Genomic DNA, 13272 nt, shown 5'->3' with positions numbered 1-13272 from the left:
CTATCCAATGATTATGCCGCTTTATTTGACAATATTGGCGATGGTTTTCGCATTTTTGCCTGACCAAGACCATAAGGTTTCATTACCGGGTTCAGGATGGCGCGGAACATTGAGCGCTAAAATAAAGGAACATACGGCAAAACCCGCACCTATATAAAAGACGAGGGCAGGGTCCGTTAACCATAATAAGCCTAGGAGTACGGGAATGATGACAGCGGCGATATGGTTAATGGTAAAACTGACTGACATAGTCGCTGCAATGTCTTTGCTGTCGGCGATTTTTTGGAAATAAGTCTTCATGGCAATCGCCATCGCAAATAACAAATGATCGATAACATAAAGCGCGGCAGCCATATGGGCTTGCTCGACTAATGCGTAACTGACGAAGACGAAAAAGAGCCCTACATACTCCACAGCAAGTGCATTACGTTCGCCAATGCGGCCAATAATACGACCGATAGCGGGGGCAAAGAGTAAATTCACTACATAGTTTATTAAAAATAAGGCCGTGATCTCACTGACGCTATAGCCGAATTTTTCGACCATCATAAAGCCCGCGAAGACCATAAAAATCTGCCTCCTAGCCCCGGAAAAGAAAGTTAGCAGGTAATACAGCCAGTAGCGTTTACGCAGAATAATCTTTTTATGTTGAACCTCTTTGGTTTCAAACTCTGGATAGTAGAGGCCCATACTCAGCACCATAATGAGACCTAAGATCCCAATAATCAGATACATATGCCAGTAGTCTAACTTAAGCCAGGTCATTACCAGCCAGATACTCGCGTAGCCTACAAGGGCCGCCGCCGAGCGCCAAGCCAGTGCTTTACCCATAAATCCTGCGGCATCTTTTTTATCGACCCATTGGAGCGTGAGGGATTGATTTATGGTTTCAAAATAGTGAAATCCAACCGACATCAATACCGTGGTGATATATAGCCCCATCACCTGCGGGAAAAAGCCAGTTATGGCCACACCAATACATAACAGTGCCAGTGACAGCAGGGCGAAGGCTTGCTCGCGGATCAGTAGTAGCACAAAGATAGCGGTAAAGGCGAGAAAGCCGGGGATTTCCCTTAGGCTTTGTAACATGCCGATTTCAGCACCGGTAAATTGGGCTTTTTCAATCACAAAATTATTGAGTAGGGCTTGCCACACCGCGAACACTAATGACATGACGAAGGTCATCCACAGCAATAATGTTTTGGGATCTTTAGTTGGAGAGTTTTGCATAGGATTAGGGTACTCAGGCGATAAGTGTTCAAATGCTAATGCTTTTTTCATTCATTAGCCATAACAGGCCATACTGATATATGCCGAATATGTAACAGTTTGAGTCCCAGCATTTTTAATATCTATTTTTGTGAGCAAGCTATAACTCCAGCATATCCCTTGGCTAGTTGGCGCTAAGCTCGTGATCTATTTCATGTAAATGACTGAGTAAATCACCTAGTATGCAATAGCGTAATAGGGAGTTTGCCTGTTGCGAGATAAATCTAAGCCGCCTCCTCCTATTATCTTTCGGGCCGCTTTTTCTTATTTTATTGAGATAAATCGAGACTAAAGTGAAAAAAATTCTGATCATTTTCTCTAGTGTCCACGGCCAGACCCGTAAAATCACTAATCAGCTGGCGCAGCAGCTTAAAGACTTAGGCAATTCGGTTGTTATTGCCGATATTAAGGCGGTGCCAGCCATGGAATCCTTCGATAAAATTATCATAGGTGCCAGTATTCGCCATGGTAAGCATAGCTCTGTTTTATATGAATTTATTCAGAAACATCAGTCTCTGTTAACCCAAAAAATGGGCGGATTTTTCTCCGTGAGTTTAGTCGCCCGTAAATCGGAGAAAAATACGCCGGAAACAAACCCTTATATGCAGGCATTTTTAAGTAAAACCACTTGGCGACCTAAGTTGTTACAGGTCTTTGGGGGGAACTTAAACTACCAAGGTTATAACGCCCTAGATAGAAATATTATTCGTTTTATTATGTGGTTAACTAAAGGTCCAACGGACCCTGTAACCAATGTTGAATATACGGATTGGCAGAAAGTGGCCGAGTTTGCCGAGCAAATTCACCAAGCCGAATAAGGAGATCTAATGCCGAGTCTGGTCGCTAAGCTCAAGCAAGTGTTGGCTATTTTTATTGCGCATCTGCATGTGTGGATTGTGCTTTGCTGCACTTTCTTAGTGGGCACTAGCCCATGGATTTTTATTGGCAGAAGCCTGAGAAGTCACGCCAGTATTTGGGATTATCTCCATGTTTACCTAGGGCTTTTTTGTGCCGTCCTCGGTGGGTTATTTCTGGTTCGCAATACCTTGCAGGGTAAGTGGCACTTGTATTTTGGCTGGCTGGTGGGTGATTGGGCACAGCTTAAGCAAGATATTGTTGGGATAACACGCGGTAAGCTCCCCGTGGCGGGGGGCAAGGGGCTATTTAGCACAGTGGAGGGCATTGGAATGCTATTACTCGTTGCAACTGGGCTGACGGGTGTTGCATGGTTTGCCTACCAAGATACCGCTACGGCAATGGAGTGGCGCGCTTATCATCAGATTTTTGCCCAAGCCTTTATCGCCTTTTTAATTATTCATCTCGTGTTGGCTGCAACTCATATCATTGAATTTATTCGTCAATAGATCCTAAGATTATTTATTTTTAGCATTTTGCTGGTCACACCGATATGGCGTCTCGCTCACTGTGGGACATTATGATTCGGAACCTTTATGTCGGTTTGTGGCCTAGCATTTATGCCTTGCCTGTCGCTGAGCGGGGTTAAACGTTCAGCCCATGTTCATCGACAAGATATACATTCACTCTTAGACTTAATTCTATCTACGTCCCTAAGTTTAGCTCTCTCTGCCTCTTCAGGATTTTTGACTAAAGATCTGGGTCTTTTGGCCGGCAGAAATGAGTTTAACTCTATAGAAGCGTTGAGAATTATTTTTGAAATCCTAAATGGAGGTATCCTATGAACATTCAAAAAAGTGCTCTTGCTGTTGTTTTAACTGGTTTATTGTTTGGTTGTGGTGGCTCAGATTCTGATGATCCCGCCCCCCAGATGGGGACCTTTAGTCTAGGCGTCTCCGACAATCCCGCCGATGCTAAATCAGTCACTATTGCATTTAAACAAGTGGTTTTAAAAAATGAGGCTGGCAGCCATTCATTTAATGTTATGCCCAATGGTGAACTCAAATTTGTTGATTTGCTTGAATTTCAAGGCAGCGCAGTCGAAACCTTAGTCAGTGGCCAATCCATCCCCGTTGGCGAATACCAAATGTGTCTCTATATGAAAAACAGCACAGTGGCGAATGCGGAGAGTTCATTTGTGCAGACTATGGACGATGCCACACATGGGTTAGTAACCAACAGTAATGGCTCCTGTGGTGGCGTTGGTGCGGAAGATAGCGATACGGGAAGACTGTTTTTTAATCAAAAATTCACTATCGCAGCGGGAGTTAATAACTTTGTCGCCGAATTTGATTTAAATAAAGGATTGCAGGGACCACATGGGAATAAGGACTATTGGACCTTGAAGCCAACTTCAGTTCAGTTGTTTAATCAATCCGAAGTCGGAGCGATTAAAGGGACTGTGGGTGCTACCGTCATGGAAGGATGTGAAGTGGCTGCTGGTGGTTCAGAATTTGCTCCTACGGTTTACTTATATCCGGCTAATACTGGGTTAGAGCAGATGAAGGATTTTCGTGCCGAGGCCGATACTGCCACTGAAATCGCTCCCATTGCCGCCGCAAGGGTTAATGATATTACGGATACTAACGGGCAAGTGATTGGGCATGGCTACGAGTTTGGTTTTGTGGTTACTGGGGATTACAGCCTAGGCTACACTTGTTTGGCGCAAAATGATGATCCCGATGTGAGCAATAATGCGGACGATGTGGACGCACCGTTTTTCATTCATGCCGATGAGCAGGGCATTACCGTTACGGCAAAATCGGTCACTGAGCGTAATTTCCCCTAGGCAAGCTAGCCTTGTGGGTTTATTCCAGTGTGGATGAGCTTAATCATAAAAAAACCAGCAGCGATGCTGGTTTTTTTATGACATCAATATTTAAAGACGCTGTTGACGACCTAGGCCTATCACTGCAGCAAAGACGAGGAACAACCAGCCTAAACTGCCACCAGAGCTTGCAGGCGCTTTGGCATCTTTTTCGATAGCAAGATAATTCACTAAGCCGATTAACTCATCTAAGGTTTTGATGTTACTTAAGTTAACCGCGTATTTATCATTCACAATAAAAGTGGGAACGCTTTCAACTCGGAACTGTTCCTGCTGTGCGCGCCACAGGGCTAGTTTTTTATCTGTGTCTTTGCTATCGGCCAGTTCATCATACTTGGCAGCATCTATGCCGAATTGGGCGAAGACTTTTTTAATATCATCGCGGCTGTTGATTTGCGGCTCATGTTGGTGACCTGGTGCGCTGTGATCATGGCCATTTGCGCCTGCTTCACCTTGGATAGCGGTGAACATGGCATGGGTAATCGCCTCTTTATTCTCAACGGTTTGAATGACCGCGAGCGAGCGCATCACCTCTGTGCCGATTGCGCTATTCATAAAATCGACATGCTTGCTATCAAAACTAATCTGCTTATTTAAATTAGCTTTAATATCAGGCAGATAATTTGTTTCCATATTGAAGCAGTTATGGCAGTAAAACGAGTAAAACTCAGTGAGTTTGGGCTCGCTGCTCGGGGCCTTATCGGACACTTGGGTGTAATGGGTGCCTTCGACAAAGTTGGCGGCAAACGCACTTAACGGTGTGACAATTAAGGCTACAGCCAAGGCTAATGGTTTGATCATATGTTCCTCAAAGTCGGTTAGATTGAATTTAGATCATCTGTTAACGGCTCGGCAAAGTAGGCGCTAGACAAACAGGGAATGTTTCTTCTTGAAGTGACGCTTGCCAAGATGCCAGTGTTCACAAAGGGGTCCAGAGTAAATTGAAAGGCTTAATTATCGCTGAATTGCCGAGGAGATATTGGACTAAATCTGTGATCCCAAGAGCTATTTCCCCTGAGATTTACAGTACTGCAAAGGGGATCACATTTCTTGCTGGATGATTTAGCAGCAATGAGTTAGCGGCAATGAATTAGCGATACGGCCTTAAGCAATATCTTTTAAGCAATGCGTTTTAAGCAATGTCCCTTAAGGATTGCCAAGCCTCACAGACTTCGCGGAACCGCGTGGCATCACCGTCTGGCCGATCGGGATGCCATTTTAGGGCTAAACGGCGCCATTGTTTGCGAATATCCCGCGCACTTGCACTCTCATCTAACTCAAAGACTCTGAGGGCATGACCCTTGTTCATTAAGTTCACATTGAGGCCAATATAACTCTTATAACTGCTCCAGAAGGCTTCCAATAACTCTCTAACTACATTTTCGCTGGCATCGTAATTATTCCAGTCAAGGTAGTAATCCCTCAGGGCAGAATCTTGCATGATCAACAGGTTAACATTGGATGGGACTAAGCGAAATATTTGGATTTCCATGGCTTTGACTTGCAGCCATTGCTTAGGCAGCAGTATGTCTTGTAATTCGAACAGGGCATTCATCAGCAGGAAATTGCGCTTAAAAAGATCGTTACCCGGATTGTCATCGAGGGGGTGAATAAGCCCTTTGCTTTGTAATTCTGTCGCAAGATGATGGATTTTCCAACTGTGGTTTGAGGCTTGCAATACCGACAGAAGGGGCCAAATGAGAGGGTTGTCACCTTTAGTGGTTGATAACTGCTCCGATTGGGCCTGAGCTGTGAGTGAGGAGTTAGCGAATAGCATACTGACTGTCCCATCCTATTGGTTTGCAAAGCTTAAGTAGTAAAAAATAGGCTTTATCTTATCGAACAAATTGTTGTGGCTAGCCGTGGGTTTTACAGCCCTACATTCGTCCATAAAACCGCAGTGAAAATAGACTATGCCATAGAGCAAAAGTGTAGGCAAAGATGGATTTTAGAGCAATCGATTCGCGAGTCACTCCATCTTTTTGTTGGTTTTAGGCATGATTTGGAGCGAGTGACGCGGCATTTTTATGCAAAAAACAAAATGCCCCGATTTAAACACAGTTAAATAAAGGGCATTCTATTTGTATTGTAGGCAGATTTGTAGGTCGATTTAGATTTCGGTGAAGATCACTTCCTGTGCTAAACGAGACTTAGGCAACAGAGCGTTGAAATCTTCTTCCGAGCGATAGCCGAGGGCAACGACGACGGAAGCACATAGGCCCTTTTCCCGTAGACCTAAAACTTGATTCAGTTTAGTGGCATCGAAGCCTTCAATCGGGCAGGCATCGATATCTAACACGCTCGCGCCTAGCATTAGGGTGCCGAGCGCTAAGTAGACCTGCTTTTCCATCCAATGTTGCACATCTTTCAGCTCATATTTGTGCATATTGGCAAAGAAGGAGCGGCCATTATGTTGGCCTTGTTTGGCTTCTTCATTGGCAAAACGACCATCCTTTGCTTCTTGCTCTAGCACTTGCAGTAAGTGTGTTTCATCCAATTGGGTGCGAGTGCAGAGTACGACCACATGGGAAGCATTGAGGATTTTTTGGGTATTAAATGCGAAGTTCTCGGTCGCCTGCGCCACTAAAGCTTTGCCTTCGGCGGTACTGGCCAGCACAAAGTGCCAAGGCTGCGAGTTAGTCGATGATGGGCTGAACTGCAATAAGGTTTTGATTTCTTCTATTTTATCCGCAGGAATTGTCTTAGTAGGATCAAACGCCTTAGTGGTGTAACGCTTTTTCGCGAGAAAACTTAAATCACTCATGTAACGGCTCCATATCATCGAGGAATACAAATTCAATGGCAGCATTTTAAGCAGGTTTAAGTAAAAAACAATGTGATCAAGACAGGTATTAGTTTCAAAAAATTTTTGAAACTGTATGCCATGCAACGCTAAAAAGGAGTAAACGCCAAGTCGTTTAATTGAGATTTTGGATAGGGAATCGTTGTATTTACCGTTGTAGCACTACCAAAGTTGCAGAGAAATAGCACCAACAGGTGCTGACAGTAAAGATTTGGGCAAAGCTTTAGCTGTCTTAGTTGAATGGCTATTAACCCTCTAAAGCCGAGGTAAAGGAACCTTTAGCAATCCTGAATTTATTGTCACTGTTTTGCACCAAAGCAAGACACTTGAGTCACGTGCATTACGCATTAATTGGCATTGCTTCCCCAGTGACACGCCGCCTATTTATTTCACAAGAAGTGTCCATATAGGCTCGACGGCAACATCTGCTGTATATGGCTTTTGATTACAAGAATCGAATGTTGCGATCACATGGTCAATGATGTACCCGACATCATAGTGACATTTCCCATATCCCTATGGGTCAGATGTGAAAGAGCGGCCATGCCGCCAACGGTTACTGGTACAACAATGCCAATCTTCACGACCCCTCTGGCAGTTCGTTCAGCTAAAAGCTATTGCCCCAAAGCAAGATAACTTTGTTGTCAGTTGTGCAGCATTCATTGTCATTGTTTCCCCTGTGACTCGCCATAAACTCGTCCCTGAGGGCTCGACGACGGCATCCATGCCGCCAACGGTCACAGTTGCAACAATGCCAATCTTAACTAACACTTCTGCTGTTCGTTTAGCTAAAAAGCTATTGCCCCAAAGTGTGTTTCAAAGTTAAAAATTCAAGTAGGGCGAATAAAGCCGTGGCTATAGAAAAGCTAATGTGATGAGGTTACTTTAAACCTAGAAGTCATGCCCGTCCGATATTTCAAAAGCCAGCCAGCCAGTACGTATGTCAGGATAACCACGCCCTCAAGACGTAGCGTAATGACCGATAGCGAAAAGCAGCCAGTCTTATGGGTTAAGCCAGTGAGAGGATAGGGTGTGAGTGTCAGCCTGAATCTGGGGCCAAAATGCTGTCAACCAAGGTCAACAATCAGTCGAAAGTGAGCGTAAAAGAATGAGAAAGCTAAAACGATATCAAGTGATTACCCATCAAACTGTATAAAAAATCGCTACCGCAAAAAAGCAAATTCCTATAGCATTATTCATACCCATTTACACGGATGTGGCAGCGGCCAAGTCCAACAAGCGATTTATGCCCTGCAAACAGCGCAGCGCATAAATACTAAGACGTTATGTGAAGAGAGATGGACGCTGAGTTGTACATTCAGGATATAGGCCCGCTGTTGAAGCAGAATGGCTTCAAGAAGAGCAACTTCACCTGGCGAAAAGACTATGGTGAGAGCATTGCTGTCTTCAATATTCAAAAATCCCAATGGGATAGAGGTACTTTCTACATAAATTTGGGGGTCTATTTCCGCGCTTATGGCGACGAAGCATCCCCCACGGAGAATAAGTGTCATGTTCGGATTCGTATTCCGGTAGCAGAGGCATCGGCAGTGGTCGTCGCTGCGGTTGAATGGTTCGAGGCAAGAGCGTCGCTACAGGATGCTGCGGTCTTAGCAGAAGCAGACTCCAAGAATGGGCTGGTAGTCAAGGAGCTTCGAAATGCAGCAGCCACATAACAAGGCTAGGCACGGCGACGGCTTTTCCGTTGCGGCTTCGCCTCCACTATAAAGCCGCGCGTGCTGGCAGCGTTAGCAGTACAAGGAGGTCAATTCACATGCGTAAGTTCATATTCCTTTTATTAATCATTTCTCAAAGCTCTGTTGCTGTTGATTCCGAGCAAGCAAAGTTGGCTGCCAAAAGCATATTTGAAAAGTCTTCTTCCTCTTATACACAGGAATCTCTAACCAAAGTGTTTACTTCTGGCGGTTATACAGTGAAAGAATCAAGTGAATATGCTACCAAATTATTAATACTTTTTAGTTCAGATGAATTTATCGATAAGATCCAAGGTATATACATTAAGCATTTCACCGCAGACGAACTTGTGCAAATTTCAGAAATATTAGACCACCCAGCTTACGCCAAGTTCTTAAAACTGAGGCCAGTAATACAGCAAGAGATGTCTGCTGAAATAAACAAAATAGCTAATAGCATCAAGTAAATACTGCTAACAAGAAAATTAACGCTCGGACTAATAAAGCTTGGTTCGCTGCGCTCACTAGTATAGCCAAGCATTATTAGCCAGTTATTTGTGCGTTATGCATCTAGGAGAAATATGTGCTTATTGAAATAGGGCTCTTCCTGGGTGACAAGCTTCTCGAAAAAGGTGCTATCCGAGTCACCGCGGAAGAAGCCGTAGATGAGAGCGAAATCATTTCACTTTACCATCATTTGGTCGATGACATTGCCAAAATAGAACTCAGAGTATTTGATAACGGTGTGCAGAAGTTGAAATCGAACCTTGAAATGCCAATTCACGAATCCGAAGATTGGGAGTCAATTGAACTTGCTGAGTACACGTTTGCATTTAAGTGCCGCCTAAATGCATAACAAGGCCAAGCAGCATCGCGCACTTCTTGCGCTGGACCTCCCTATGCTCGGCCGCTGTTTGCGGCGTTAAACCCATAGAAATTTTAATCCGAAACTGACGAGTTAGAGCAAAGGGTCTATGACGCTTTTGTCCCAAAAGCGTGCTGCATAAGGCTTTTAAATCTACAGGTTACGCTAATGCCAAAACGGTGAGCTAGGGTGATTTGCGAGACGACCGTCCGCCCCATGGACGGGGCGGTCGAGCATCCACGGATGGACTGGCTGCGAGTCGATGAGCGAATGCCATGGCTCGCCCATCCGTAGGAGCCAGCATTTAAGTTACCAAGTAACAAGTCATTTAGTCGTACTAACCTTCTATTTTTTACGTGCTTCTGTCTAAAAGTGGGTTACGTATCTCTTTTAAATCTACAGGTTACGCTAGTGCTAAAAAGGCAAGCCAGAGAGTTATGCAAGATGGCAATCCGCCCCTGCCTCGAATAATGGATTGAACTGAATCCGCTTAAGCTAGCGCAATACCTTGCTTAAAAACGCTTGGGTGCGGGCTTCTTTGGGGTGGGTAAATAACTCATCGGGTGGGCTAGATTCGACCACATAGCCGCCATCCATAAAGATCACTCGATCGGACACATCCCGTGCAAACCCCATTTCATGGGTGACAATCACCATAGTCATGCCCTTTAGCGCTAGGTCTTTCATTACATCTAGCACATCGCCGACCATTTCAGGATCGAGTGCCGATGTTGGCTCATCGAACAGCATCAAGTCTGGTTCCATCGCCAGTGCGCGGGCAATGGCGACCCTTTGCTTTTGGCCGCCCGATAAGCTGGCAGGATAGGCATTAGCTTTGTCACTTAAACCAACCTGTGCCAGTAGTGCCAAGGCTTTTTCCTCCGCCTGAGACTGTGTCATCAGTTTTAGGCTGATGGGAGCTAAGGTGATGTTTTGCAGGACTGTTTTATGGGGGAACAGGTTAAAGTTTTGAAATACCATGCCCACTTTCTGCCGCAGTTTATCGACACAGGCATCTTTGGCTGTTATCGACTGGCCTTCGATTACAATATCCCCTTGGCTCGGTTGCTCAAGCAGGTTGATGCAACGCAAAAAGGTACTCTTGCCGCTGCCGCTAGGGCCAATAACACTGACCACTTCGCCCTGGCGAATATGCTCGTTTATGCCTTTAAGCACATAGTTATCACCGAAATTTTTATGTAGGTTGGTAATCTTAATCACTTTGTTTCAACCTCTTTTCGAATTTCGACAGCATGAACGTGAAGCTGTACGTCAGGAACAGATAGATAAGGGCGCAGGTAAATAAAGGTACGCTGTCCTCGAAGGTGCGGCTACGGATGATCTCACCGGCGCGCATTAAATCGACGCCGCCGATAAAGCCAATGACCGCCGTTTCCTTGAGTAGCACAATAAATTCATTACCCAGTGCGGGCAGAATATTCTTAATCGCTTGGGGCAGAATAATCGACTTCATGGTCATTGCTTGGGACAAGCCAAGTGAACGCGCCGCTTCGGTTTGCCCTTTGTCGACGGCTTGAATCCCCGCGCGGATGATCTCCGAAATATAGGCGCCGCTATTGAGACCAAAGGCGATAATGGCGGCGGTGATCTTATCCACATCGAGGGCCGATAATACGATGAAGTAAAGGATCACTAACTGCACAACCACAGGTGTGCCGCGGATCACGCCGACATAAAGGTTGGCTGGGAAGCGGATATACCACTTAGATGACATTTTCATCAGCGTGGTGCCAACGCCCAGTACTGCACCTAATAACATGGCGAAGAAAGTGACGATTAACGTGACCTTCAAACCATTTAAAATCAGCAGTATGCCTATCATGCCATCGTCGCCTATTGGGCTAAATAGCGAGGTATTGATTGCATCTATCATAGGGATCACTTGATATGGGCAGAAACGAGCGTCTGATATTGGCCGTCGGCCTTCATGTTAGCCAGTGTTTTGTTGATGCTCGCCAGCAGTTCAGGCTGTTGTTTCGATACGGCAAAACCATAAAACTCAGCGGGAAAATCCAGTTTAATCATCTTTAATTCAGGATTTTTAGCCAGATAGTTAGCGGCGGGTTCGCTGTCGAATAGCACTAAATCCACCTTGGCATTCTTAAGCTCCATAATGGCTTCAAACCCCGTGTTAAAGGCGGTGACTTGCTCGGTATATTTTTTTGCCATCATATCGGCGGTTGAGCCGAGCTGCACTGCAAAGTGCTTACCCTTAATATCATCAAGATTATGAATAGTATCGTTATTTTTGTTAACGAGTATCACCTGGGTCGCCTCGTAGTAAGGCTCTGAAAAGTTAACGCTGGCTTGGCGTTCTGGGGTGATAGTCATGCCCGAGGCGATAAAGTCAATTTTGCCGGAATTGAGCGCAACGATAAGCGAGTCGAATTTCATGTTTTCGATTTTGAGCGTTTTGCCCGCATCTTTAGCGATTTGCTTTGCCAGATCGATATCAAAGCCTTTGATTTCATCGCCACTTTGGCCACCAACATATTCGAAGGGAGGGAAGGCGGCGTTAGTGCCCACCACTAATACCTCATCGCTTTTTCCACATCCAGCTAACAACAAGGTGGCAGTCAAGGTGAGGCCGCCTAATAACATGGATTTTTTCATTTTTGGCTCTCTTATCAATTTAATTGTGCTGACGGCGACTATAGGTAGATGAACGGATGGTGTCAATATTTATGCTTTAAAAATGATTACAAATTCATTTTGACGTTTAGATTTTACTGATGGTTTTTAAACCATTTTTTGCTATGGCTTTATTTGCTATTGAATTGTTTTTAAATGGTTAGCTTGTTGTGTGTTGGTGGATTTGGGCGATAAATTTCAGTTTTATGCTGCGATAATTTAAATCAGTTTCTAGTTATTCAATGAATAAAAATGTAATTTTGTGCGCCATTTACGATAAATGCTTGGCCAAATTAATTATTTTATTGGCATTTTAATCACACCTTTTAAGGGGTTATGGTTATTTTTCGCATAAATTAGGCTAATCTTTATGCAGGATTAAATAGCAACTATTGGAGCAGAATGTGAGATATCTTAGTTTAGTGCCGCTTGCTTTTTTATTAAATTTATCAACGTCGGTGAGTGCTGAAGAACAAACTCAATGGCATTACAGCTTAGGTATTCACGATTTTGTGGTGGATGAGGAAAACTCCCATACCTTTGGTGCGAATATGAGTCTGTATATCGCGCACCAAACTGCGTCGGATATTCAGCTTTCCGCTTTGCTCGACGTTTACCTCGATGTGGATGTGGACGATTTAGACCCTGACCATATTCCCGTCTGGTTTAAGTCTGATTATGCCGCGATAGGTGAACTTTATCGTGTTAATCCCGCTTTTTTCCTAGGGTGGCAGGTGGACTTACAGGGCAAACGTAATACGGTTAGCTCGGTCGAAAAACAAATTAAGTTATTTCCAGCATTGACTGCCAATTACCAAGGTCAGCGAATGCTGGCCCAGCTAAAGGCGGGCGCCGGATATTACTTCCTAGAGATTGACGACGACGTGCCAAGGACCCGAGGTTATGACAGGGGCGATTTTGGCAATGATGGGCTGGCCTACACTGCGATGGGTAGTTTTGGTTTGGATATCACGCCTAAGTTACATATGAACATTGCGGCGCAAACTTGGCATGATGGTGACGCATGGCTTGAGGACCAATATCGATTTGACCTGACCTACCAAACCAATTTCTGGGCTGAGCATAGCCAGTGGGTATTGGACATTGAACACACTCAATACAATCTTGACCACTACGCCAAGGTCGATGTGAATTCACCCGATTATCTGCCTATTTTACCTTGGGATAACGATACCTTAGTGCGTTTTAGCCTGGTTGTGCCTTGGTAGAACTGAGTCCCAGAGCC

15 protein-coding genes are annotated in these 13272 nt (G+C 44.7%); 8 read left to right on the top strand and 7 right to left on the bottom strand.

Going from position 1 to position 13272, the window contains the following annotated elements:
• Positions 1-21 precede the first annotated feature (21 nt).
• The gene (locus JFT56_RS15400) at positions 22-1230 is read right to left on the bottom strand and encodes an MFS transporter (RefSeq protein WP_198783601.1); all 1209 of its coding nucleotides are present in this window, start codon (positions 1228-1230) and stop codon (positions 22-24) included.
• A gap of 332 nt (positions 1231-1562) precedes the next feature.
• On the opposite strand from JFT56_RS15400, the gene hemG reads away from it, so the two are divergent.
• The 3 genes from hemG to JFT56_RS15385 all read left to right on the top strand — a co-directional run bounded on the left by hemG (position 1563) and on the right by JFT56_RS15385 (position 3973).
• Positions 1563-2087, top strand: coding sequence for a menaquinone-dependent protoporphyrinogen IX dehydrogenase (gene hemG, locus JFT56_RS15395; protein WP_198780895.1), 525 nt, complete (start codon positions 1563-1565; stop codon positions 2085-2087).
• A 9-nt stretch (positions 2088-2096) separates the two neighbouring features.
• Positions 2097-2633, top strand: a complete 537-nt coding sequence (locus tag JFT56_RS15390; protein ID WP_198780894.1) for a cytochrome b/b6 domain-containing protein — start codon at positions 2097-2099, stop codon at positions 2631-2633.
• A 332-nt stretch (positions 2634-2965) separates the two neighbouring features.
• Positions 2966-3973, top strand: a complete 1008-nt coding sequence (locus tag JFT56_RS15385; protein ID WP_198780893.1) for a DUF4382 domain-containing protein — start codon at positions 2966-2968, stop codon at positions 3971-3973.
• A 90-nt stretch (positions 3974-4063) separates the two neighbouring features.
• Here the strand turns inward: JFT56_RS15385 and JFT56_RS15380 are convergent, their stop codons facing one another.
• The 3 genes from JFT56_RS15380 to nfsB form a co-directional block, all read right to left on the bottom strand.
• Entirely contained in the window at positions 4064-4813 is a 750-nt protein-coding gene (locus JFT56_RS15380; RefSeq protein WP_198780892.1) for a DsbA family protein, read from the bottom strand.
• Between the two features lie 331 nt (positions 4814-5144).
• A complete protein-coding gene (locus JFT56_RS15375; RefSeq protein WP_198780891.1) occupies positions 5145-5789 on the bottom strand; it encodes a DNA-J related domain-containing protein in 645 nt (214 codons plus the stop codon).
• 333 nt (positions 5790-6122) lie between these two features.
• Positions 6123-6776 (bottom strand): oxygen-insensitive NAD(P)H nitroreductase, encoded by a 654-nt coding sequence (gene nfsB / locus JFT56_RS15370; RefSeq protein WP_198780890.1) that lies wholly within the window; start codon positions 6774-6776, stop codon positions 6123-6125.
• Between the two features lie 568 nt (positions 6777-7344).
• On the opposite strand from nfsB, the gene JFT56_RS15365 reads away from it, so the two are divergent.
• The 4 genes from JFT56_RS15365 to JFT56_RS15350 all read left to right on the top strand — a co-directional run bounded on the left by JFT56_RS15365 (position 7345) and on the right by JFT56_RS15350 (position 9365).
• Positions 7345-7641 (top strand): hypothetical protein, encoded by a 297-nt coding sequence (locus JFT56_RS15365; protein WP_198783659.1) that lies wholly within the window; start codon positions 7345-7347, stop codon positions 7639-7641.
• Positions 7642-8113: 472 nt separating this feature from the next.
• Positions 8114-8491 carry a DUF4304 domain-containing protein gene (locus JFT56_RS15360; protein WP_198780889.1) on the top strand — a complete coding sequence of 126 codons (378 nt, stop codon included), beginning with the start codon at positions 8114-8116 and terminating at the stop codon, positions 8489-8491.
• A 98-nt stretch (positions 8492-8589) separates the two neighbouring features.
• Positions 8590-8976, top strand: coding sequence for a DUF2059 domain-containing protein (locus tag JFT56_RS15355; RefSeq protein WP_198780888.1), 387 nt, complete (start codon positions 8590-8592; stop codon positions 8974-8976).
• A 116-nt stretch (positions 8977-9092) separates the two neighbouring features.
• Positions 9093-9365 carry a hypothetical protein gene (locus JFT56_RS15350; RefSeq protein WP_198780887.1) on the top strand — a complete coding sequence of 91 codons (273 nt, stop codon included), beginning with the start codon at positions 9093-9095 and terminating at the stop codon, positions 9363-9365.
• 504 nt (positions 9366-9869) lie between these two features.
• Here the strand turns inward: JFT56_RS15350 and JFT56_RS15345 are convergent.
• Genes JFT56_RS15345 through JFT56_RS15335 form a run of 3 tightly spaced genes read right to left on the bottom strand, consistent with a single transcriptional unit; the run spans position 9870 to position 12008 of the window.
• Positions 9870-10595, bottom strand: coding sequence for an amino acid ABC transporter ATP-binding protein (locus JFT56_RS15345; RefSeq protein WP_198780886.1), 726 nt, complete (start codon positions 10593-10595; stop codon positions 9870-9872).
• Positions 10588-11268 carry an amino acid ABC transporter permease gene (locus JFT56_RS15340; protein WP_007645665.1) on the bottom strand — a complete coding sequence of 227 codons (681 nt, stop codon included), beginning with the start codon at positions 11266-11268 and terminating at the stop codon, positions 10588-10590. Before JFT56_RS15340 ends, JFT56_RS15345 begins: the two co-directional genes overlap by 8 nt.
• Before the next feature lie 5 nt (positions 11269-11273).
• A complete protein-coding gene (locus tag JFT56_RS15335; protein ID WP_198780885.1) occupies positions 11274-12008 on the bottom strand; it encodes a basic amino acid ABC transporter substrate-binding protein in 735 nt (244 codons plus the stop codon).
• A 422-nt stretch (positions 12009-12430) separates the two neighbouring features.
• Between JFT56_RS15335 and JFT56_RS15330 the strand changes: the two genes are divergently transcribed.
• Positions 12431-13255: a hypothetical protein gene (locus tag JFT56_RS15330; protein ID WP_198780884.1), complete on the top strand. Its 825-nt coding sequence runs from the start codon at positions 12431-12433 to the stop codon at positions 13253-13255.
• Positions 13256-13272 lie beyond the last annotated feature (17 nt).

The organism is Shewanella putrefaciens, assembly GCF_016406305.1.
Taxonomy (GTDB): Bacteria; Pseudomonadota; Gammaproteobacteria; order Enterobacterales; family Shewanellaceae; genus Shewanella; species Shewanella putrefaciens_C.
Note: the sequence above shows the minus strand (reverse complement) of the source record. Positions and strands in the feature narration are given on the sequence as shown.

Coding starts and splice junctions, on each gene's coding strand:
- JFT56_RS15400 (WP_198783601.1), bottom strand. CDS start 1,230: ATGCAAAACTCTCCAACTAAAGATCCCAAAACATTATTGCTGTGGATG.
- JFT56_RS15390 (WP_198780894.1), top strand. CDS start 2,097: ATGCCGAGTCTGGTCGCTAAGCTCAAGCAAGTGTTGGCTATTTTTATT.
- JFT56_RS15385 (WP_198780893.1), top strand. CDS start 2,966: ATGAACATTCAAAAAAGTGCTCTTGCTGTTGTTTTAACTGGTTTATTG.
- JFT56_RS15380 (WP_198780892.1), bottom strand. CDS start 4,813: ATGATCAAACCATTAGCCTTGGCTGTAGCCTTAATTGTCACACCGTTA.
- JFT56_RS15375 (WP_198780891.1), bottom strand. CDS start 5,789: ATGCTATTCGCTAACTCCTCACTCACAGCTCAGGCCCAATCGGAGCAG.
- nfsB (WP_198780890.1), bottom strand. CDS start 6,776: ATGAGTGATTTAAGTTTTCTCGCGAAAAAGCGTTACACCACTAAGGCG.
- JFT56_RS15360 (WP_198780889.1), top strand. CDS start 8,114: ATGGACGCTGAGTTGTACATTCAGGATATAGGCCCGCTGTTGAAGCAG.
- JFT56_RS15355 (WP_198780888.1), top strand. CDS start 8,590: ATGCGTAAGTTCATATTCCTTTTATTAATCATTTCTCAAAGCTCTGTT.
- JFT56_RS15340 (WP_007645665.1), bottom strand. CDS start 11,268: ATGATAGATGCAATCAATACCTCGCTATTTAGCCCAATAGGCGACGAT.
- JFT56_RS15335 (WP_198780885.1), bottom strand. CDS start 12,008: ATGAAAAAATCCATGTTATTAGGCGGCCTCACCTTGACTGCCACCTTG.